The organism is Klebsiella sp. S69 (genome assembly GCF_016516145.1).
Taxonomy (GTDB): domain Bacteria; phylum Pseudomonadota; class Gammaproteobacteria; order Enterobacterales; family Enterobacteriaceae; genus Klebsiella; species Klebsiella oxytoca.
In genome coordinates this window covers 13,375-31,797 of the sequence record NZ_JACVUU010000037.1, presented here as the reverse complement: position 1 = coordinate 31,797, position 18,423 = coordinate 13,375, and the positions used below count along the sequence as shown (strand labels likewise).

The following is an 18,423-nucleotide window of genomic DNA, read 5'->3' as shown; positions in this document are numbered from 1 at the left end:
TAACCTCCCTGTGCGAAACGATAAGTAAACGCCTGTTCGCCTGGCTACCGCCGCGTTTCATGCCCTGACGTAATCTCCATGGCTGGCTCACTGGCCTCCGCGGCGGGCGGCGCGGCGATAGAGCGTACTGCGTGCGACGCCTAAAGCCTGCGCGGCCTTAGTGATATTGCCGTTATAGCTTGCCAGGGTGTCGGCAATCAGCTGCGCATCGTGCTGCTGTAGCCCACCCGGCGCGGCGGTCGGGGTTCGGTACTCATGAGGCAAATCATCGACCCCCAGCATTTCGCCATCTTCGGCAAGCGCCAGCAATACTCTCATCAGGCTTTGCAGCTGGCGCACATTGCCTGGCCAGGGCTGAGCCGCCAGCCGTTGTATAACCTCCGGAGCCAGCGTGATGCGACGTTTCTCTCCGCCCTGCTCGCGCCACAGCCGCTGAATAAACGCAGGCAGTTCAGGCCACTTGCGCAGCGGCGGCAGCGTCAGGGCAAACTCACGCAGGCGGTAGAGCAGGTCTTCGCGGAAGACGCCTTCGGCCACCCGCTGCGCCAGGTTGCGATGGGTCGCGCAAATGACCGCGAAGTTCACCGGCGAGCTCCGGCTGGCGCCTAGCGGCGTGACCTCTTTCTCCTGCAAGACCCGCAGCAGCCGGGTTTGTAGCGCTAACGGCATATCGCCAATTTCATCAAGAAAAAGAATGCCGCCATCGGCCTCGCGGATTTTGCCGATATAGCCGTTTTTGTTTGCCCCGGTAAACGCGCCGGGCTGGTAGCCAAACAGTTCTGATTCAATTAGCGATTCCGGAATAGCGGCGCAGTTGATGGCGACGAATTTGCCGCTGCTCCAGCGGCTGTGCCGGTGCAGCGTGCGGCTGACGTACTCTTTGCCGCAGCCGGTCTCTCCTTCGATACATAAGCCAATCCCGGCATTAAGCAGACGCAGCAGCTTTTCTGATTCATGCGGGCTGGAGAACGGCAGATCGAGTGCCGGGCGCGCGGTCGTCGCCACGCTGGCGGTCGCGGGAGCACGCAGACGGTAATAGTAGTTGTGCCCTCCGACGGCGACCGGCAGCGGGATACTAACGGCGGTTTGCCGCAGCTGCGAAAAAAGCTGCTGGAAAGTGAGATGACCAAACCGGGCGGCGTCGAGGTCGAATTCGCGCATCGCCAGCCGGTTAGCCGCCGTCAGCACGTTATCGGTAAAGACCAGCAGCCGTTCGTCTACGCTGTCGAGTTTTTCCGCCCGGGGATGCAGGCTCATCAGCCACTGCTGCGGGTGCAGACTCTGTTTTACCCATAGATATTCTATTTGCTTCGCGGCGCCTTTTACCCACGCCAGCGTCCGGGCGTGCGGATAGTGGGCCGGGCCGGAGATATCCAGCACCCCGGCTATTTTCCCCTCGGGATTTTGCAGCGGTACGGCGGCGCAATACAGGCCCTGGTTGCTGGTGAGGAAATGCTGACGGCCATCAATTTCGCAGCTGTCGTCTATCGCCAGCGCGGTGCCGATGGCGTTGGTTCCGCGTCCGCTTTCGCTCCACAGGTTGCCCGGGGCTAAAGCGAAGCGCTGCGCTTTCTGCATGGCCTGCGTCTCACCAAAGGTTTGCAAAACCAGTCCGCTGGCGTCAGAGAGGATCACCACCGATTGCAGATCGTTGACCTTGCTGGACAAGGCATTAACCACCGGCTGGGCCAGCTTTTGCAGACGGCTATGGCTGGCGAGCCTGTCGGCCAGCTCGCTGGCGTGCAGGCGAGGGAAGTCGTCAGTAGCGGGGTCGATGCCATAGCGCTGGCTGCGGCACCAGGAGTCGCTCAGCAGCGGGCTCGCTTTGATCTCTGGCGTCAGGGCAAATGGATTTCCTGGCACGGGACACCTCGTCATCTCACTAGTGTTGCAATATTGTAGCTACAAGGTTTTGTTAGTGTTGCGATTTGCAACACATAAGGAACATTCAGTGCAACAGAAAGCGAGATTTATAAGCTATCAATATGAAAAATAGAAATATTTTTGGTGGCGAAAAAGGTGGCACGCCCCCTGCAATGGTCTGAAGACGCAGCGAGCCGCCGGACAAAACTAATACGCCGCTGCGCTTCAACCCTACATGAAGGAGATTCGCGATGCGTTATGCACATCCTGGCACGCCGGGCGCTTTGGTTTCACTGAAGTCTGCTTACGGTAACTTTATTGATGGTAAATTTGTCGAGCCGATTGGCGGCGAATTCTTTATGAACACCTCCCCGGTCGACGGTAGCAACATTGGTCAGTTTCCACGATCGGATGCCAAAGATATCGACTTCGCCCTGGATGCGGCGCATCGGGCCGCCGACGCCTGGGGCAAAACGTCGGCTCAGCAGCGCGCCAATCTGCTGCTGCAGGTTGCCGACCGTATTGAGGCCAACCTCGAGTATCTGGCGGTGGCGGAGAGCTGGGATAACGGCAAACCAATCCGCGAAACGCTCAACGCCGACCTGCCGCTGGCGGTCGATCACTTCCGCTACTTCGCCGGCTGCCTGCGCGCGCAGGAAGGGAGCACGGCGGAGATTGATGAAACGACGGTGGCTTACCATTTCCATGAGCCTCTTGGCGTGGTCGGACAAATTATCCCGTGGAACTTTCCGCTGTTAATGGCCGCCTGGAAACTGGCGCCGGCGCTGGCGGCAGGTAACTGCGTGGTACTAAAACCGGCGGAGCAGACGCCGCTCAGCATCACGCTGCTGCTGGAGATTATTGGCGATCTGTTCCCGGCGGGCGTCCTTAACGTGGTTCAGGGTTTTGGCAAGGAGGCGGGCGAAGCGCTGGCCACCAGTAAACGCATTGCCAAAATCGCCTTTACCGGCTCGACGCCGGTTGGCCGCCATATTATGGCCTGCGCGGCGGAAAACATTATCCCTTGCACCGTTGAGCTGGGCGGTAAATCGCCGAACATCTACTTTGCCGACGTGATGGAGGGGGAAGAAGAGTATATCGAGAAGGCGGTGGAAGGCCTGGTGCTGGGCTTCTTTAACCAAGGGGAGGTTTGTACCTGCCCGTCCCGCGCGCTGATTCAGGAGTCTATTTACGAACCCTTTATGGCGCGGGTCATGGACAAAGTGGCGCAAATTCGCCGCGGCGACCCCTTTGACACCGGTACGATGATCGGCGCGCAGGCGTCACGTCAGCAGTTCGATAAAATACTCTCGTATATCAAGATCGCTCGCGATGAAGGCGGTACCATCCTGACCGGCGGCGAACGCGCCAGCATCTCTGCCGAACTGGATAACGGCTACTATATTCAGCCGACGCTGATTCAGGGACGCAACGATATGCGCAGCTTCCAGGAAGAGATTTTCGGCCCGGTGATTGGCGTGACCACCTTTAAGGATGAAGCTGAGGCGCTGTCTATCGCTAATCAGACCCAGTTCGGCCTTGGGGCTGGGGTGTGGACGAGGGATACCAATCTTGCCTATCGCATGGGGCGCGGCATTAAAGCCGGCCGGGTGTGGACCAACTGTTATCACATCTATCCTGCGCACGCCGCATTCGGCGGTTACAAACAGTCCGGCGTAGGGCGTGAAACGCATAAGATGGCCCTCAACGCCTACCAGCAGACGAAAAACCTGCTGGTCAGCTACGGTACCGCGCCGCTGGGCCTGTTCTGATCGAAGCCTGCTATTTATTCATTTTTCAATACCGCCCGCAATCTTGTTTGATTGCGGGTTTTATTCCATAAAAAAAGTACTGTTATTGCTTTTGCGTCCAGCCGCTTGCCGCTAAAAAAAGCTTCTTCCATATTGATTATTAATAATTACTCACGTGATTATTGATTATTCGTTTACGAAAATAAGATTGAACGCAACCTAAGATTAATCCTAATATTTAATAAATGCCGCGCGTGCTCACGGATTTATTGCCGCAAAATAGCGGCTAAATTCGTTGTGTTTGTTAAATTGTGCAATCCAATGTTGCGATTTAATGTTATTGTATCGTGATTTTTGGTTGCGTTAATTAACAAAAAGCGCAATGTCTTTAATATTATTTTTATATGTGAAATAAAACAGCATTTCATTAACATAACAAAATATTGCGATTTGTAATGGGTAGGGATAGTATTTATTTGTTCCCTGAATAAATGGTTAGTCAATTTCGCTAAAAGCACTTTTTATTTTATTACGCATGATCAATTGAGCGGCACGGGTTTTTTCCTGATGGCCTGCGGACGGAACGCCAATACTATTAACATGGAGGATCTGTATGCAGATTTGCGCGGCCTTAAGCCTTAGCGCGGAATCTGTAAAAATATAAGTTAGAGATGAGATAAATAATGAAAACGCAATTTCGTATTATGGCAATGTTTGTCGGTGCTCTGGTGTCTGGCAGCGCATTATCCACGCCTTCACAGCCGGCCAGTTCGGCAATGACCGTTAATCCCGGCTCGAATGCGGGCACGCAAGGAACGGGCGGTCAGGTGGAATTTACCGGCTCCATTACCGACTCCTCCTGTAATGTTGATAGCACCAGCGCGAATCAAAGCGTCGATCTGGGAAAATGGGCGAGCAGCTATTTTACCGGCACGGGTTCAGAAACCACCAAAACCTCCTTTCATATCAAAGTCAAAGATTGTCCTTCCACCGTCACCACCGTCTCGGTGCTGTTTGACGGTACCCGCGATAGCAACAATAGCGATCTACTGGCGATTAACGGTACCGCAAAAGGGGTAGCGATTAAGCTGTATGAAGATGACAAATCGACGCCGGTTGAGCTTGGCGACGTTTCTCGCGGCCATAGCGTTACCGCCGGTGCCAGCGGCACCACTACCGGAACCGCCGATCTCGAATTCTTTGCTGACTATGTCTCGACCAGTGCGGTTACCGCGGGTTCTGCCAACGGTACAGCTAACTTCAATATGGTTTACAACTAATAAAATAAAAGCGGGTAACGCTACGGTTATTAAAGCTTGCCCGGGCCGGGCAAGGCGTTAGCTTCTGCCTGGCTGAAAGACGGGCGCCCTGGTTTATCCATATTTATTATCAGGCTTTGTTACTGATACCCGCTTTTATTATTCCCGGACGGTAATGATTATGAAACGAACGATCGCCGCGCTAGCCTTGTTAATATTATCCACCGCGGCCCACGCCGGTATTGTCATGGGAGGAACCCGGGTAATCTATCAGGAAGGGAAGCGAGAGGCCGCAATATCAGTTACTAATGCAGATAGCCATTCGCCTTATCTGGTGCAATCGTGGGTGGAAAATTATGCGGAGAATAATAAGAGCCGGGTGCCGTTTATCGTTACGCCGCCGTTATTCCGGCTCGATCCAGAACAGCAGAACGTGTTGCGTATTAATTTCATTGGCGCAACGCTGCCCGCGGATCGGGAATCGGTATTTTGGCTCAATGTAAAAAGTATTGCGCCAACGAAAAAAGATGAAGTGAATAAGCTACAGGTCAATATTAAATCAAAATTTAAGATCTTCTATCGCCCGAATGGCCTGACGGGTGACCCAGCCGATGCATGGCGCAAGCTGACATTTAAAATTGACGGCTCACGGCTGGTAGCGCAAAACCCGACGCCCTATTTTGTTTCATTTTTTACCCTTTCGGTGGGCGGCAAGGAGATTACTGAACCCGGCATGATTGGACCCTTTAGCCAGCAAGAGTGGCCGATTCATCGCACCGGCATTATTAAGTGGCGCGCCATTAATGATTTCGGCGGGATGACGGATTTCGCGCAACAGTAATTTTGCTTCGTCTGGTCAGGATATTGTGAAAAATAACCCCTCTGGTATGACTTCCGGTTATACGGCGATCGCTGCGCCAACCGGCGGGATTTCATTATTAGCGACGGTGCCGACGGCGCTTTTCCTGCTTTGTCAAAGCGGCATCGCGCGGGCGGATGAGTACTTCGATCCGGCGGCCTTAGAATTTGCCAATCCGCAGCAAAAGACCGCTGACTTACGCTATTTTGCAAAATCAGGCGGCCAGCAGCCGGGGACTTATTCAGTCAGCATTTGGGTGAATAATCAGGAAATAACCCGGGGCGAGGTGACGTTTATCGACAGCAACGGCGCGCTGCAGCCGCAGTTAACCCCGGCGCAGCTGGCGGAATATGGCGTGAACGTCAGCGCTTTTTCTGCCTTTCAATCGCTGCATGAGGGGCAAGCGTTCACCCACATCGAGCGCTACATTCCTGATGCCAGTAGCCGTTTCGATTTTGCCGATCAGCGCCTGATCTTAAGCATTCCCCAGGCGGCCATGAACGTCCAGAGCCGCGGATACGTGGATCCAGCGCGCTGGGACGACGGTATCCCGGCGGCGTTTGTTAACTACAACCTGACCGGGTCGCAAACCCGGCAGCCGGATGACAATAGCCAATCCAGCTATCTGAACCTACGCAGCGGGGTTAACCTTGGGGCCTGGCGCCTGCGCAACGTATCGTCGATGGAGTACGATCGCACCCGGCGCTGGAATTCGCAGAGCACCTGGCTACAGCGCGATGTGAAATCCCTCAAAAGCCTGCTGCGAATGGGCGATACCTTTACGACCGGCGACGTTTTTGACAGCGTGCAGTTTCGCGGTATTCAGCTAATGTCCGATGATGAAATGCTGCCGGACAGCCAGCGCGGCTTCGCTCCAACGATCCGCGGGATGGCGCATAGTAATGCCAAGGTGACGATATCCCAGCATGGCTACGTGATCTATGAAACGTTCGTCTCGCCGGGGGCGTTTGCAATAAACGATCTCTATCCGACGGCGCAAAGCGGCGACCTCGAAGTCCAGGTGAAAGAGAGCGACGGTTCGGTGCGAACCTTTACGCAACCTTTTTCAGCCGTACCCTTTATGCTGCGCGAAGGGCGGGTTAAATACAACCTGAGCGCCGGGCGCTTCCGTTCAGCGCAGCGCCAGGGGCAGTCGCCGACGTTTTTACAGGGCACGCTGTTTTATGGGCTACCGGCTGAATTCACGCTCTACGGCGGTAGCCAGCTGGCGCAGGATTACCAGTCGTGGGCGCTTGGCATCGGGCGCGGTTTGGGCGAACTGGGGTCGATCGGAGGCGATGCGACGTGGGCAAACACCGCAGCGCCGTCGGGAAAGCGCTCGGCAGGTCATTCGGTGCGCGTGCAGTATCAGAAGGATTTTGCCGGCACGGGGACTTCATTCAGTCTCGCCAGCTATCGCTACTCCTCCAGTGGCTACTATGACTTCAGCGAAGCGAATGCGCTTGAAAGCCGCAACGGGCTGCTCGACAACAAGCGCAGCCGCGAAGAAATATCGCTTTCTCAGGCCTTTGGCGGTATCAGCAGCCTGGCGATATCCGCCTGGTCGCAGGAGTACTGGCACAGTCATAGCCGCGATGAAACGCTGCATCTCGGATTTTACAGCGCCTGGCGAGGCGTGACGTGGGGCGTGGGTTATTACTACACCCATTCATCCGATCGACAAAAAGCCGATCGTTCGTGGTCCTTTAATCTGAGCGTTCCGCTTTTCGGCCCGCTATCCGAGAGCGCGATCAGCTACAGCACGACCTCCGACAATAGCGGACGTACTTCGCAGCAGGCGTCGCTGTTCGGTTCGCTTCCACATCATCCCAATCTCTACTACTCCCTCCAGCAGGGCTACGTTAACGGCGGCCAGGGCAGTAACAGCAGCGCCGCGCTGGATTACCACGGCGGGTACGGAACCGCGCAGCTCGGCTATCGCCACGATAGCGCCAGTCAGCAGCTTACCTGGGGCGCATCGGGCTCCGTTGTCGCCCATCCTCATGGCGTGACGCTCGGGCAGACCGTCGGCGAAAGCTTTGCCATCGTGCGTGCGCCGGGCGCTGCTGAGGTGGCGATACAGAACGGCAGCAATGTGCATACCGACTGGCGAGGCTATGCGGTGGTGCCTTCGCTGACGGCCTATCGCAAAAATACCATTACGCTTGATACCGAATCGCTGGCCGACGATGCCGATGTCGAACTTGAAGGACAGACGGTGATCCCCGGCGGAGGGGCGGTGGTGCAGGCGAACTACCAGACCCATATCGGCAGCCGCGTGCTGTTTACCCTCAGCGATAGTCACGGGCCGCTGCCGTTCGGCGCCAGCGTTCGCTTGCGGAAAGCTGAAGACGATCCTGGCGGGGCCCCGGGCGGCATGGTGGCCGATGGCGGGCAGGTCTATCTGAGCGGCATTCCGCAGGAAGGGACGCTGGATGTTGCCTGGAATGCCGACAACATCTCACGGAGATGCGTGCTGCATTTCCATCTTACCGATACCGTACAGCAGAGGCAGAGTCCGGTTAAAACCGTCTCTGGCTTCTGCCAGTAGGTCTGCACAGAGGTGATTTTGCGCATAGTATCGTTTTTATTCCTGCTGATAGCGGGCATCTATAGCCACAGCGGCTGGGCGGAAACCTGCAAAGGGGATATCGGCCAGATGACCGTTAACGTCCAGAATATCAAGTACCTGCCCACGCTGCCGCTGAATACGCAGATGACCGGCGTGATGGCGGATAACGGCAGCGGGATTCATTTCTCCTGCGATCTTCAGGTGCCGAAAGCGGCGGCAAAGCGTCTGGTTTATCGGCAGCTAAAAACGGCCTCATCGCCGCTTTCCATCGGCGGTCAGCACGTGTTCCCCTCGGCGCTGGAGGGTATCGGATACTCACTGGGCTTCCAGTGCGGCGGCGGCGCGGTTCGCTTTATTGATGGCAGCCACGCGGCTGATAATGCGGAATCCGTGACGGTGTGTGACAGCCAGGAGATGGCTAACCTGCTGAACCAGCAGCAGATTGTGGTGAAAGTCTTTGTGACGTTTTATAAGACCGGGGACGTCGCCCTGGTCAGCGGTAACCACGCTAACGTTCCGGCGCAGCCGCAGATTGGCGAACTGACGATCCAGCAGCAGGCCGACAGCCGCGCCGGTTTTGTCGCCAGCTCGCCGGTCACGCTCGATATGGCGGCGCTGAACGTCGACATCGGCAGCAGCGGCAGCTGTCAGGTTTCAACCACGAATATTCACGTTAGCCTGGGGACGGTGAATAAAGCGGAGTTCAAGGGCAAAAGCACCACCGGCGGCAGCGCGAAAAGCTTCTCCATACCGGTCTTTTGTTCCACGCCAACCGATATCCGCATCGGCTTTTTTGGCGTCACCTCACCAGGCGGCGGTACGGATACCCTCGCGTTAAGCAAAGCCAACGCCTCTGCGAGCGGGGTGGGCGTCAGGCTCACGTACGGCAATAACAGCGCCCCGGCGCCTGCGGCAGGGACCAGCGTCAAAATCAACGAGGCCAGCAATCTCCCGGTGCTAAAGCGGATTAACGCCAGCAGCGCCGGCAGCGCGGAGAATATCAACTTCAACGCCCAGTACGTCCAGACCGATGATGCGGTGACCGCCGGCACCGCCAATAGCATGGTGACCTTTGCGCTGGAGTATAACTGACGATCGCAGGCGATAACGGCCCAACGCTTTCGCGTTGTAGCTCACAAAAAAGAGATGTCATAGTGATTTTTCGCGCGGCGAGCGGATCGGTACGCTATCAATGATCGAGAGATGAAGCGGCTGACCGGGAATACTTTGGTGCGGGAAATCGATCATGAAAATCACCTTTGGGGAGCTTAGACCCCTGTTGCAGGCGCAGCGAATTTTTGTCGGCGGGCAGAAGCTGGTCTGCGCCCACGCCTTTTACCGTGACGATCTGCCGATCGAGATACCGGAAAATTTAACCACCGAGGCGTATACCACCTACTGGGGGCGCTGCGGCGAACGGCTGGCCTCATTGGGCGCTTTTAGCTATACGCGAACCCTGCTGCCGGCGCTGATTAAAGTGGGGCGCTACACATCGATTGCCGACCGGTTACAGGTACTTGGCGATCGGCATCCCCTGGAGTGGGCCAGCGCCAGCCCGGTTTTTTATGCCCATCACTCCGGCGTGATGGCGACGCTGGCTGCCGATAGCGGCAGGCCCAACCAGTTTTACCCTTTTGAAAAAACTCCCCGACCGATAACCATCGGCAACGATGTCTGGATTGGCCAGAACGTCACTCTGGCGCAGGGCATCACTATTGGCGATGGCGCAGTTGTCGCCGCCAACGCGCTGGTGGTCAAAGATGTCGCGCCTTACGCCATAGTCGGCGGTAACCCGGCGAAAGTTATCCGCATGCGCTTTAGCGAGGCGATTATCGAGCAGCTGCTGGCGCTACGGTGGTGGCGTTTTTCCGCCCAGGATATTGCCGGCTGTCCGGTTAATCAGGTTGAGCGCTTTTGCGAGCAGCTCGCCGGGCAAGCGGCCGACGGAACGATCTCGCGTTTTTCGCCGCCGGTATTGACGGCATCCATGATTAAAGATTTTATGAACGATAAACAGAATCCGCTGCGCAGCGCAGGATAATCATAAAACGGTTCACATTTGAACAAGGATATAAAGATGAAGTTGAAGTCAGGTATTGCTTTCGTCATCGCTGCTGTCGCCTTCGGCGCCCAGGCGCGCGACATGAACAGCATTCAACAAAGCGGCGAACTTAAAGTCGGCGTACCGGGAGATTACGCGCCGCTGGCGTTTCATAATAAAGCCGGAGAACTGCTGGGATACGATGTTGATATGGCGAAGGATCTCGGCAAGCGGCTTGGGCTAAAGGTAAGCTTTGTGCCGACCAGCTGGCCAACGCTCTCTGCGGACCTGAAAGCGGATAAGTTTGATATTGCTATGGGCGGGGTGACGGAAACTGCGGCCCGGGCGAAGGAATTTGCCTTAAGCCAGCCGGTCGTGCCGAACGGCAAAATTGCGCTGGCTAACTGCGCGGCGGCGCCCGCTCTCGGCAGCCTGGAAAAAATCGACCAGCCAAACGTGAAGGTGGTAGTGAACCCGGGCGGCACCAATCAAAGCTTTGTGGATGAACATCTCAAGCAGGCACAGATTATTCGGGTGAAAAATAACGTGGATAACCTTGAAGCGCTGCGGCAGAAAACGGCGGATATGATGGTAACCGACCTGATCGAAGGCGTGTATTACCAAAGCAACGAACCGGGCGTGTTTTGCGTGGCCAATGAGCAACCCTTCCCGGGCACCGCCAGCTTCAAAGTCTATATGATGAATAAAGATAACCCGCAGCTGCTGGAAAAGGTAAATCAGTGGCTGGATAGCCAGGACAAAAATGTGCTCAAACAGAAGTGGCGCATCCATGACCAGATCAACCCATAAAACAACAAAGGTTTTCTATGGCGGAGCCAGCGGCAGAAAATCAGCGTTCCCGCTCTCCGCCAGCACATCGTGAAGCAGCCAGTCATGAAATACCTTCACTTCCGGGCGCATGGCCGCATGTCGGGGCGTCACGATATAGTAGGACCAGCTGAGCGGCCAGCGGTAGGCCGGATGTAGCTGAACGAGCTGACCGGTGGCGAGAAGCTGTTTTACCAGCGCCCGGCGGACAATGGCGACGCCGCGCCCGCTGAGCGCGGCCAGAATGACCGCCGACGTTGAGTTGATATGCAGCCCGCTATCGCGCGCCGCTGGGGCCTGAGCGGCCTGCAGAACCTCCTCCCAGGAAGGAAAACGGGCTCCCGGGTGCGGCGTATCATCGTGGATCAGCTTTTGCTGTGCCAGCCAGTCGCCGCAGGCGGATTTGCCCGCTGGAACGATCAGCGGGCTGCACACCAGCACCGCTTCTTCATCCATTAGCCAGGTTTTATCCACACCGGGCCAGTCGCCGCGACCGCAGCGGATGCCTAAATCCGCTTCGCCGTGGGCAACATCCATCAGCTTTTCCGTAACGTTGAGGCGCAGGTCGATGTTTTCATAGGCTTCGGAAAAGCGGTTTAACCGCTCCATCAGCCAGTTCATCATCAGCACCTGTGAGGCGGTGATCACTACCACGGAACGCGCCCGGCGACCGCGAAGTTTATTCAGCCCGCTTTCCAGCTTATCCAGCCCCTGAGTAATATCCTGCAGCGCCTCCTGCGCCTCGTTCACCAGAGTGAGACGCTCTTTACCGCTGCGGGTGCGGTGCAGCAGCGGATGGCCAACCCAATCCTCCAGCGCCCTGACCAGTTGCCCGACGGCGGCAGGCGTCACGCCCAGCTCTCGGGCCGCGCCGGTAAAGCTGCCGTGGCGGGCGGCGGCTTCAAAAGCGTGAAGCCATTTCAGTCGGTTAAGCGAGCGCATGCTGAATATCCATCAATGAATTTTGGCATGAGTATAATCCATCAAGATAGATTTTCTTTATTGTGACGCGATTTCTTCTCATTCGTCAGCGCGGCTCTGCAAAGGCATGCTTAGGCCATCCAAATCAAGCATAAAGAGGTTAATGATGAACACAGTGTTTGCCGGTAAAAAATTGTTAGTGGTTGGCGGAACCAGCGGTATGGGGCTGGCAACGGCCAGACGGGTTGTTGAACAGGGCGGTCAGGTCGTGCTGGTGGGCAATCGCCAGCAGAAGGCTGAGCAGGCCCGTCAGGCGCTGGCGGCTGAGGGTAACGTGGAGATCATCGTCGCTGACCTGATGAGCGAAGCGGGTATGGCGCGGGTTATGGAGAGCATCAACGCGAAACATCAGGATATCAGCCTGCTGGTTAACGCCGCTGGCGTCTTCTTCCCGAAGCCGTTCATCGAACATGAAATGGCCGATTACGATCGGTATATGAATCTCAACCGCGCGACCTTTTTTATCACCCGCGACGTGGTGCGCAATATGCTGGCCAATAATATCAAAGGCTCAATTGTGAATATTGGATCGATGTGGGCGCAGCAGGCGATTGGCGCAACGCCGTCGTCAGCCTACTCAATGGCAAAAGCAGGTCTGCATGCGTTGACCAAAAATCTGGCAATTGAGCTGGGCAGCAGCGGGATTCGCGTCAATGCGGTATCTCCGGCGGTAGTGCATACACCGATATATGAAGCCTTTCTACCTGAAGATGCTGTGAAGGATGTGATGAATAGCTTCGACGGCTTCCATCCTATTGGCCGCGTCGGTACGCCTGACGATATCGCGCAAACCGTAGCGTTTCTGCTTAGCGATAGCACCCGCTGGGTGACCGGCGCGGTATGGGATATTGATGGCGGCGTGATGGCTGGTCGAAATGCCTGATTACGTTCATTATGTCATCCTGGGCGTTGGCATAACGAAAAATGAATTCAGGATAATGAGAATCTATGAGCGCTGAAATGACGTTGCCCGTCAGGCAGCAAAACCAGAATATTGTTCGCCTGGCGACGGCGCAGGCGCTGGCAGGGGCAAACTCGGTGGTGTTCTACGCTACCGGGGCGATTGTTGGCAACGCCATCGCGCCCTCTCCAACCCTGGCCACGCTGCCGATTACCATTTTTGTGCTGGGCATGGCGGCCTGTATTTTGCCGTTTGGCGCGCTGGCCAGAAGGCGCGGACGCAAAACGGTGTTTATGGTCGGGACCGGGGCCGGTATGTTGACGGGGCTGCTGGCGGCGACGGCGGTGGTCATGAGTTCGTTCTGGCTATTCTGCATCGCGGCCTTTTTCGGCGGCGCCTATGCGGCGGTGGCGGTTTCCTTTCGCTTTGCCGCTACTGACGGCGTCAGCGGCGAACGGCGCGCGCGTGCGCTCTCCCTGGTGATGGGGGGCGGAGTGGCGGCAGGGGTCATCGGTCCGATGCTGGTGACCGGCACCATGAATCTTTGGCCGCCGCACACCTTTGCCATGACCTTTATTGCTCAGGGGCTGGTGGCAGCGGTATCGGCGTGGGTATTACTGGGAGTAAAAACCGCCGAACCGGCGGCGCAGGCGAAGTCCGGCGGGCGTCCGCTGGGCGAAATTGTGCGCCAGCCCGGGTTTTCCCGAACGGTATTTAGCGGCGCAATCGCCTACATGGTAATGAACTTCCTGATGACCGCCGCACCGCTTTCCATGCATATGCACGGCCTGTCGCAGCAGGCGTCGAATCTGGGTATCCAGTGGCACGTAATCGCCATGTACGGCCCCGGATTTTTCACCGGCAAATTGATCGCTCGTTTCGGCGCCCGGCGTATTAACGCTGCCGGGTTGATTCTGCTGGCGCTCTCGGTGATGGTTGGCCTGGCCGGTATTGATGTTATGCACTACTGGCTGTTGCTGATCCTGCTGGGCATCGGCTGGAATTTTGGTTTTACCGGCGCGTCGACGCAGATTATGGATTTCCACCGACCGGAAGAGAAAAACCAGGTGCAATCGCTGAACGATTTTATCGTTTTCGGCGTCATGATGATTGGCTCATTTTCCTCGGGCGCGTTGATGAACCTCTTCGGCTGGAACGCCGTATTGTGGGGATCGCTGGTCCCGGTTGTGGTTGCGCTGGCGCTGCTGCTGGTCGGCGAAAGGGCAGCGCGCAGGCGCTAACTTTGCTCAAGATAAACGCCTGCGCGCTGAACGTTTTGTTATCCGCGCACAGCGCGTCAGACGATATCATCCACTACGCCGCCATCCACGCGCAGCGCCGCGCCTGACGTCGCCGAAGCCTGAGTCGAACAGACGTAAACCACCATACTGGCGACCTCTTCTACCGTGGCCGCGCGCTGAATCACCGAACTGGGGCGGTTTGCCATCACAAACTCTTTGGCCAATTGCTCCAGCGATTTACCGGTTTTAGCGACTTCATCTTTCATCATCTCGGCAAAGCCATCCGAGAGGGTCGGTCCCGGCAGGACGCTGTTCACGGTGACGCCGCTGCCGGCAACATATTTCGCCAGCCCGCGGGCCAGCGATAGCTGAGCGGTTTTAGTGACCCCGTAGTGAATCATATCCGCCGGGATGTTGCGTGCCGATTCCGAAGCGATAAAAACCACCCGACCCCAGCCTTTCTGTACCATGGCCGGTAGCAGCGCGCGGGAAAGACGAACCCCGGACATCACGTTGGTTTGCCAGTATCTTTCCCAGGTTGCATCGTCGGTGGCATAGAAATCCTGCGGGCCGTAAATACCCGCATTATTCACCAGTATGTCGATGCCGTTTACTGCTTGTATCAGCTGATTCACGCCTTCTGCGTCGCTCAGATCGGCTATCGCCGGTCGGGTCTTCGCGCCGGGAACCTCGCTCTGCAGGCGGGCAATGGCCGCATTCACGCTACGCTCGCTGCGGCCATTCACGATCGCTTCCGCGCCGCTTGCTGCCAGACCTTTGGCGATGGCGAAACCAATGCCGCCGGTGGAGGCAGTAACCAGTGCAACTTTCCCCGATAGATCAATATTCATGCTGCCAGCCTTATTTTTTATTGGACAGACCATTAAGCGTAGCAGCGGATATTATGCTTTTGACGTTTTCGGGCTTAATAACCACTCTGTTTGTTCACCCGGTTTTTCAGCGGCAGCGCCCGATGTAGCCGCTGGATGTTGTCCAGCAGCTGGCGGGCGATCGCCTCCGTCTGGGCGATGGAGGCCATATGCGGCGTAATTGCTACCTGCGGGTGTTGCCACAGCGGGTCTTCCTGGGGAAGAGGCTCGACGGGGAAGACGTCGAGCACCGCGCCGGATAACTTGCCGCTATCCAGCGCCCGGATCACGTCCTGGTTCACCATATGCTCGCCGCGGCCGCAGTTTATCAACGCCGCGCCGTTGGGGAGACGATCCAGTAAAGGGTGGGCGAGGATACCTCGCGTCTGCTCGGTTAACGGCAGGACGTTGATAAGCACATCCAGCTGACCAAGAAATTCACCGGCCTGCGCGTCGCCGTGAAAGCAGCGCACGCCGGCAAAGGATTTCTCGCTACGCGCCCAGCCGGAAACCCGATACCCCATCCCGGCGAGCTGCGAGGCGATATAGCCGCCAATTTCACCGAGGCCCATGACGCCAACGTGATAATCGGCCGCCGCGCGCTGCGGATACATCTTCCAGATGCGCTTGCGCTGGTGAGCCAGCGCCCGGTCAAAGCGGCGCTGAAACCACAGCACGCCCCACAGCGCGTATTCAAACATGCCGTGGCGAAAATCATCGTCAACCACCCGGCAGAGCGGAACATCGCTGGCGAAAATGCTGGCCGGGAGATGATCGACGCCGGCGGACGCTGCCTGGATCAGCTTTAGCTGCGGCGATCGCGCCAGGATCTGCGGATCGGGAAACCAGCAGCAGGCGTATTGCGCCTCGCGAGCGGCGGGGTGGTCAGGCAGGACCGCTTTTGCCTGCGGAAATGGCGCGAAAGCGGCGCAAATCTCCTGGGCATATTGAGGATCGTTACAATCCACGACGATAGTGAACGGAGTCATAGGCGTTAACTCTTATAAGAAGTATCAAGACGGTCGAGGCGACGCAGCCACGCCTGCCACACCAGCTGGCGTTCATGTTCGACTCCCATCAGCTGCTCGCAGGCGTGCTGGCTCAGGCGATCGGGGATCGTATGAATGGAGCCGAGCGAAGCCAGCTGCGCGGCGGCCATCTGGATTTCACAGGCGCGGTTCAGGTAATACATGATGTAAAACGCGTCGGCGACGGTGCGGCCGACCGACAGCAGGCCGTGGCTTTGCAGGATCAGGGCGATATTCTCGCCGAGCGAGCGCTGGATCCTCACGCGTTCATCGAGATCGAAGGCCACGCCTTCATAAGGATGATAACCGACGCGTTGATAAAACTCGGTGCTGATCTGGTTGAGCTGCAGCAGCCCTTCCGCACAGGCGGCGACTGCCATCCCCGGCAGCGTGTGGGTGTGGATCACGCAGTGGGCGTCTTCGCGAGCCATATGGACCGCGCTGTGGATTGTAAAGCCCGCCGAGTTTGCCGGCGCGCTGCCTTCGACGACCTTGCCCTGCATGTCGACCACGATTAAGTTGCTGGCGGTCACTTCATCAAACATCATGCCGAAGGGGTTAATCAAAAATCGCGGCTCGCCGTCGCCGGGCAGGCGAACGGAGAAGTGGGTATAGAGCGTGTCTTCCCAGCCGAACAGCGCCGCCAGACGATAGGCGCCCGCCAGCTGCTGGCGTAATTCCAGTTCAGTTGTCATTTATTACACTCCCATAAATTCACGAATGCGGGCCAGGGACGGTTCGGCGGCATCGCTGCGAATACGCTGCGGCGGCACATCGCTCTGCACGACGCCGTTTTCCATCATCACCACCCGATCAGAAATCGATAAGGCGAAGTCCATCTCGTGGGTCACGATCAGCATCGTCATGCCTTCACGGGCGAGGGACTGAATGACCTTGAGTACTTCGCCAACCAGCTCCGGGTCCAGCGCCGAGGTGGGTTCATCAAACAGCATGATGTCCGGTTTCAGCGCCAGGGCGCGGGCGATGGCCACGCGCTGCTGCTGACCGCCGGAGAGCTGGTACGGGTATTTTTCGGCGTGCGCCAGCAGACCGACGCGATCCAGCAGCCAGAGCGCCTGCTCTCTGGCGGCGGGGCGGTCAAGGAGCTTGTGATAGAGCGGGGCGAGCATCACGTTATCCAGCACCGTACGGTGAGGAAAGAGGTTGAAGCCCTGAAAGACCATGCCGATGCGGCGCACGCCCGCGCGCATTTGCTGTTTATCGATAATGGAGGCGCCCTTCAGATAATCCTCGCCGTAAAGAATGATCTCGCCGCCATCAATGCTTTCCAGAGCGTTGATGGTACGGATCAGGGTGGTTTTGCCGGAGCCGGACGGGCCGATGATGCTGATCACCTCGCCGTTTTCTACTTTCAGGTCAATCCCCTTCAGGACGTGGTGCTGGCCCCAGGATTTTTCGATGCCCTGCAAATCGAGCGCCGGCGGGTTGCCGCGGGCGGACTGCGTTTTTGTTGTCTGCACCGGCGGCTTCAGGTTTTGACGCAGGGTTTCGCATTCCGTTTCATTGAGCGTTTGCGGACGTTTGCGCTGAATATCCAGCAGGTTTTCCAGCGCCCGGAAGAGCCAGGTAAAGGCCGTGACCACCATGACGTAATAGACCGCGACCGCCAGCAGCGTCTCCATTACGAGAAAATTCTGCGCGTACAGGCGCTGGCCGGTCAGCAGCAGTTCCGGCAGCGAAATAACCGACAGAATCGAGCTGAGCTTAATGATAGTGATATATTCGTTGATCAGCGTGGGCAGGGAGATACGAAACGCCTGCGGAATAATAATTAAGCGCTGAATTCCGATAAAGCTAAAGCTTAAGGCATGCCCGGCTTCGCTTTGCCCTTTAGCGACCGAAAGCAGGCCGCCGCGATGGATTTCCGCCATATAAGCCGCTTCGGTCACCGTCATCGATACCAGCCCGGCGATAAACGGAATGCCGAGCAGCGGCTGGGTGGCCGGAAACAGCTGCGGCAGGTTATAGACAAAGACCAGCAGCACCATCAGCGGTACGCTGCGAAAAAACCAAATATAGAGTTCGACGGGAACCTTCAGCCAGCGCGGGCCGGAGAGCTTAGCGCAGGCTAAAAGAAAACCTAATATCAGGCCAATAAACCAGGACAATGAACTGACGACAATGACGGTAATGCACGCCTGCCAGAATGCCCCAACGCTAAATAATGAGAAAAAATATCCCCAATCGAACTCCATAGCGACTCCCGTTT

General features: G+C 56.9%; 15 protein-coding genes. 9 read left to right on the top strand and 6 right to left on the bottom strand.

Annotated elements, in window-relative coordinates; all coding sequences use genetic code 11:
• Nucleotides 1-87 precede the first annotated feature (87 nt).
• Entirely contained in the window at nucleotides 88-1,863 is a 1,776-nt protein-coding gene (locus IAE27_RS27680; protein WP_154022868.1) for a sigma-54-dependent Fis family transcriptional regulator, read from the bottom strand.
• 251 nt (nucleotides 1,864-2,114) lie between these two features.
• On the opposite strand from IAE27_RS27680, the gene IAE27_RS27675 reads away from it, so the two are divergent.
• From IAE27_RS27675 to IAE27_RS27645, 7 genes are all read left to right on the top strand, one after another.
• Nucleotides 2,115-3,635: an aldehyde dehydrogenase family protein gene (locus IAE27_RS27675; RefSeq protein WP_004114686.1), complete on the top strand. Its 1,521-nt coding sequence runs from the start codon at nucleotides 2,115-2,117 to the stop codon at nucleotides 3,633-3,635.
• 662 nt (nucleotides 3,636-4,297) lie between these two features.
• Nucleotides 4,298-4,894, top strand: coding sequence for a fimbrial protein (locus IAE27_RS27670; protein WP_016810044.1), 597 nt, complete (start codon nucleotides 4,298-4,300; stop codon nucleotides 4,892-4,894).
• A 160-nt stretch (nucleotides 4,895-5,054) separates the two neighbouring features.
• On the top strand, nucleotides 5,055-5,714 hold the full coding sequence (locus IAE27_RS27665) for a molecular chaperone (RefSeq protein ID WP_032692342.1): 660 nt from the start codon (nucleotides 5,055-5,057) through the stop codon (nucleotides 5,712-5,714).
• A gap of 25 nt (nucleotides 5,715-5,739) precedes the next feature.
• Nucleotides 5,740-8,283 carry a fimbria/pilus outer membrane usher protein gene (locus IAE27_RS27660; RefSeq protein ID WP_200093229.1) on the top strand — a complete coding sequence of 848 codons (2,544 nt, stop codon included), beginning with the start codon at nucleotides 5,740-5,742 and terminating at the stop codon, nucleotides 8,281-8,283.
• Between the two features lie 18 nt (nucleotides 8,284-8,301).
• A complete protein-coding gene (locus tag IAE27_RS27655) occupies nucleotides 8,302-9,396 on the top strand; it encodes a fimbrial protein (RefSeq protein ID WP_115240125.1) in 1,095 nt (364 codons plus the stop codon).
• Nucleotides 9,397-9,550: 154 nt separating this feature from the next.
• Nucleotides 9,551-10,345: a CatB-related O-acetyltransferase gene (locus tag IAE27_RS27650; protein WP_115239296.1), complete on the top strand. Its 795-nt coding sequence runs from the start codon at nucleotides 9,551-9,553 to the stop codon at nucleotides 10,343-10,345.
• Nucleotides 10,346-10,381: 36 nt separating this feature from the next.
• Entirely contained in the window at nucleotides 10,382-11,155 is a 774-nt protein-coding gene (locus IAE27_RS27645) for a transporter substrate-binding domain-containing protein (RefSeq protein WP_108704643.1), read from the top strand.
• A 15-nt stretch (nucleotides 11,156-11,170) separates the two neighbouring features.
• Here the strand turns inward: IAE27_RS27645 and IAE27_RS27640 are convergent, their stop codons facing one another.
• A complete protein-coding gene (locus IAE27_RS27640; RefSeq protein ID WP_064370227.1) occupies nucleotides 11,171-12,115 on the bottom strand; it encodes a LysR substrate-binding domain-containing protein in 945 nt (314 codons plus the stop codon).
• Nucleotides 12,116-12,260: 145 nt separating this feature from the next.
• Between IAE27_RS27640 and IAE27_RS27635 the strand changes: the two genes are divergently transcribed.
• Both IAE27_RS27635 and IAE27_RS27630 read left to right on the top strand, forming a co-directional pair.
• Nucleotides 12,261-13,037 (top strand): SDR family NAD(P)-dependent oxidoreductase, encoded by a 777-nt coding sequence (locus IAE27_RS27635; RefSeq protein WP_070556401.1) that lies wholly within the window; start codon nucleotides 12,261-12,263, stop codon nucleotides 13,035-13,037.
• A 65-nt stretch (nucleotides 13,038-13,102) separates the two neighbouring features.
• On the top strand, nucleotides 13,103-14,296 hold the full coding sequence (locus IAE27_RS27630; RefSeq protein ID WP_154022869.1) for an MFS transporter: 1,194 nt from the start codon (nucleotides 13,103-13,105) through the stop codon (nucleotides 14,294-14,296).
• Between the two features lie 56 nt (nucleotides 14,297-14,352).
• Here the strand turns inward: IAE27_RS27630 and IAE27_RS27625 are convergent, their stop codons facing one another.
• From IAE27_RS27625 to IAE27_RS27610, 4 genes are all read right to left on the bottom strand, one after another.
• Nucleotides 14,353-15,147: an SDR family NAD(P)-dependent oxidoreductase gene (locus tag IAE27_RS27625; protein ID WP_023321477.1), complete on the bottom strand. Its 795-nt coding sequence runs from the start codon at nucleotides 15,145-15,147 to the stop codon at nucleotides 14,353-14,355.
• A 74-nt stretch (nucleotides 15,148-15,221) separates the two neighbouring features.
• On the bottom strand, nucleotides 15,222-16,154 hold the full coding sequence (locus IAE27_RS27620) for a 2-hydroxyacid dehydrogenase (RefSeq protein WP_064397971.1): 933 nt from the start codon (nucleotides 16,152-16,154) through the stop codon (nucleotides 15,222-15,224).
• A gap of 5 nt (nucleotides 16,155-16,159) precedes the next feature.
• On the bottom strand, nucleotides 16,160-16,888 hold the full coding sequence (locus IAE27_RS27615) for a class II aldolase/adducin family protein (RefSeq protein WP_016810052.1): 729 nt from the start codon (nucleotides 16,886-16,888) through the stop codon (nucleotides 16,160-16,162).
• A gap of 3 nt (nucleotides 16,889-16,891) precedes the next feature.
• Nucleotides 16,892-18,409 (bottom strand): amino acid ABC transporter permease/ATP-binding protein, encoded by a 1,518-nt coding sequence (locus tag IAE27_RS27610; RefSeq protein ID WP_108704644.1) that lies wholly within the window; start codon nucleotides 18,407-18,409, stop codon nucleotides 16,892-16,894.
• Between the last annotated feature and the right edge of the window lie 14 nt (nucleotides 18,410-18,423).

What these genes read in the sequence shown, in the direction of transcription:
- IAE27_RS27675 (WP_004114686.1), top strand. Translation starts at nt 2,115, where the DNA reads ATGCGTTATGCACATCCTGGCACGCCGGGCGCTTTGGTTTCACTGAAG.
- IAE27_RS27670 (WP_016810044.1), top strand. Translation starts at nt 4,298, where the DNA reads ATGAAAACGCAATTTCGTATTATGGCAATGTTTGTCGGTGCTCTGGTG.
- IAE27_RS27620 (WP_064397971.1), bottom strand. Translation starts at nt 16,154, where the DNA reads ATGACTCCGTTCACTATCGTCGTGGATTGTAACGATCCTCAATATGCC.
- IAE27_RS27625 (WP_023321477.1), bottom strand. Translation starts at nt 15,147, where the DNA reads ATGAATATTGATCTATCGGGGAAAGTTGCACTGGTTACTGCCTCCACC.
- IAE27_RS27630 (WP_154022869.1), top strand. Translation starts at nt 13,103, where the DNA reads ATGAGCGCTGAAATGACGTTGCCCGTCAGGCAGCAAAACCAGAATATT.
- IAE27_RS27645 (WP_108704643.1), top strand. Translation starts at nt 10,382, where the DNA reads ATGAAGTTGAAGTCAGGTATTGCTTTCGTCATCGCTGCTGTCGCCTTC.
- IAE27_RS27665 (WP_032692342.1), top strand. Translation starts at nt 5,055, where the DNA reads ATGAAACGAACGATCGCCGCGCTAGCCTTGTTAATATTATCCACCGCG.
- IAE27_RS27650 (WP_115239296.1), top strand. Translation starts at nt 9,551, where the DNA reads ATGAAAATCACCTTTGGGGAGCTTAGACCCCTGTTGCAGGCGCAGCGA.
- IAE27_RS27615 (WP_016810052.1), bottom strand. Translation starts at nt 16,888, where the DNA reads ATGACAACTGAACTGGAATTACGCCAGCAGCTGGCGGGCGCCTATCGT.
- IAE27_RS27640 (WP_064370227.1), bottom strand. Translation starts at nt 12,115, where the DNA reads ATGCGCTCGCTTAACCGACTGAAATGGCTTCACGCTTTTGAAGCCGCC.
- IAE27_RS27610 (WP_108704644.1), bottom strand. Translation starts at nt 18,409, where the DNA reads ATGGAGTTCGATTGGGGATATTTTTTCTCATTATTTAGCGTTGGGGCA.
- IAE27_RS27635 (WP_070556401.1), top strand. Translation starts at nt 12,261, where the DNA reads ATGAACACAGTGTTTGCCGGTAAAAAATTGTTAGTGGTTGGCGGAACC.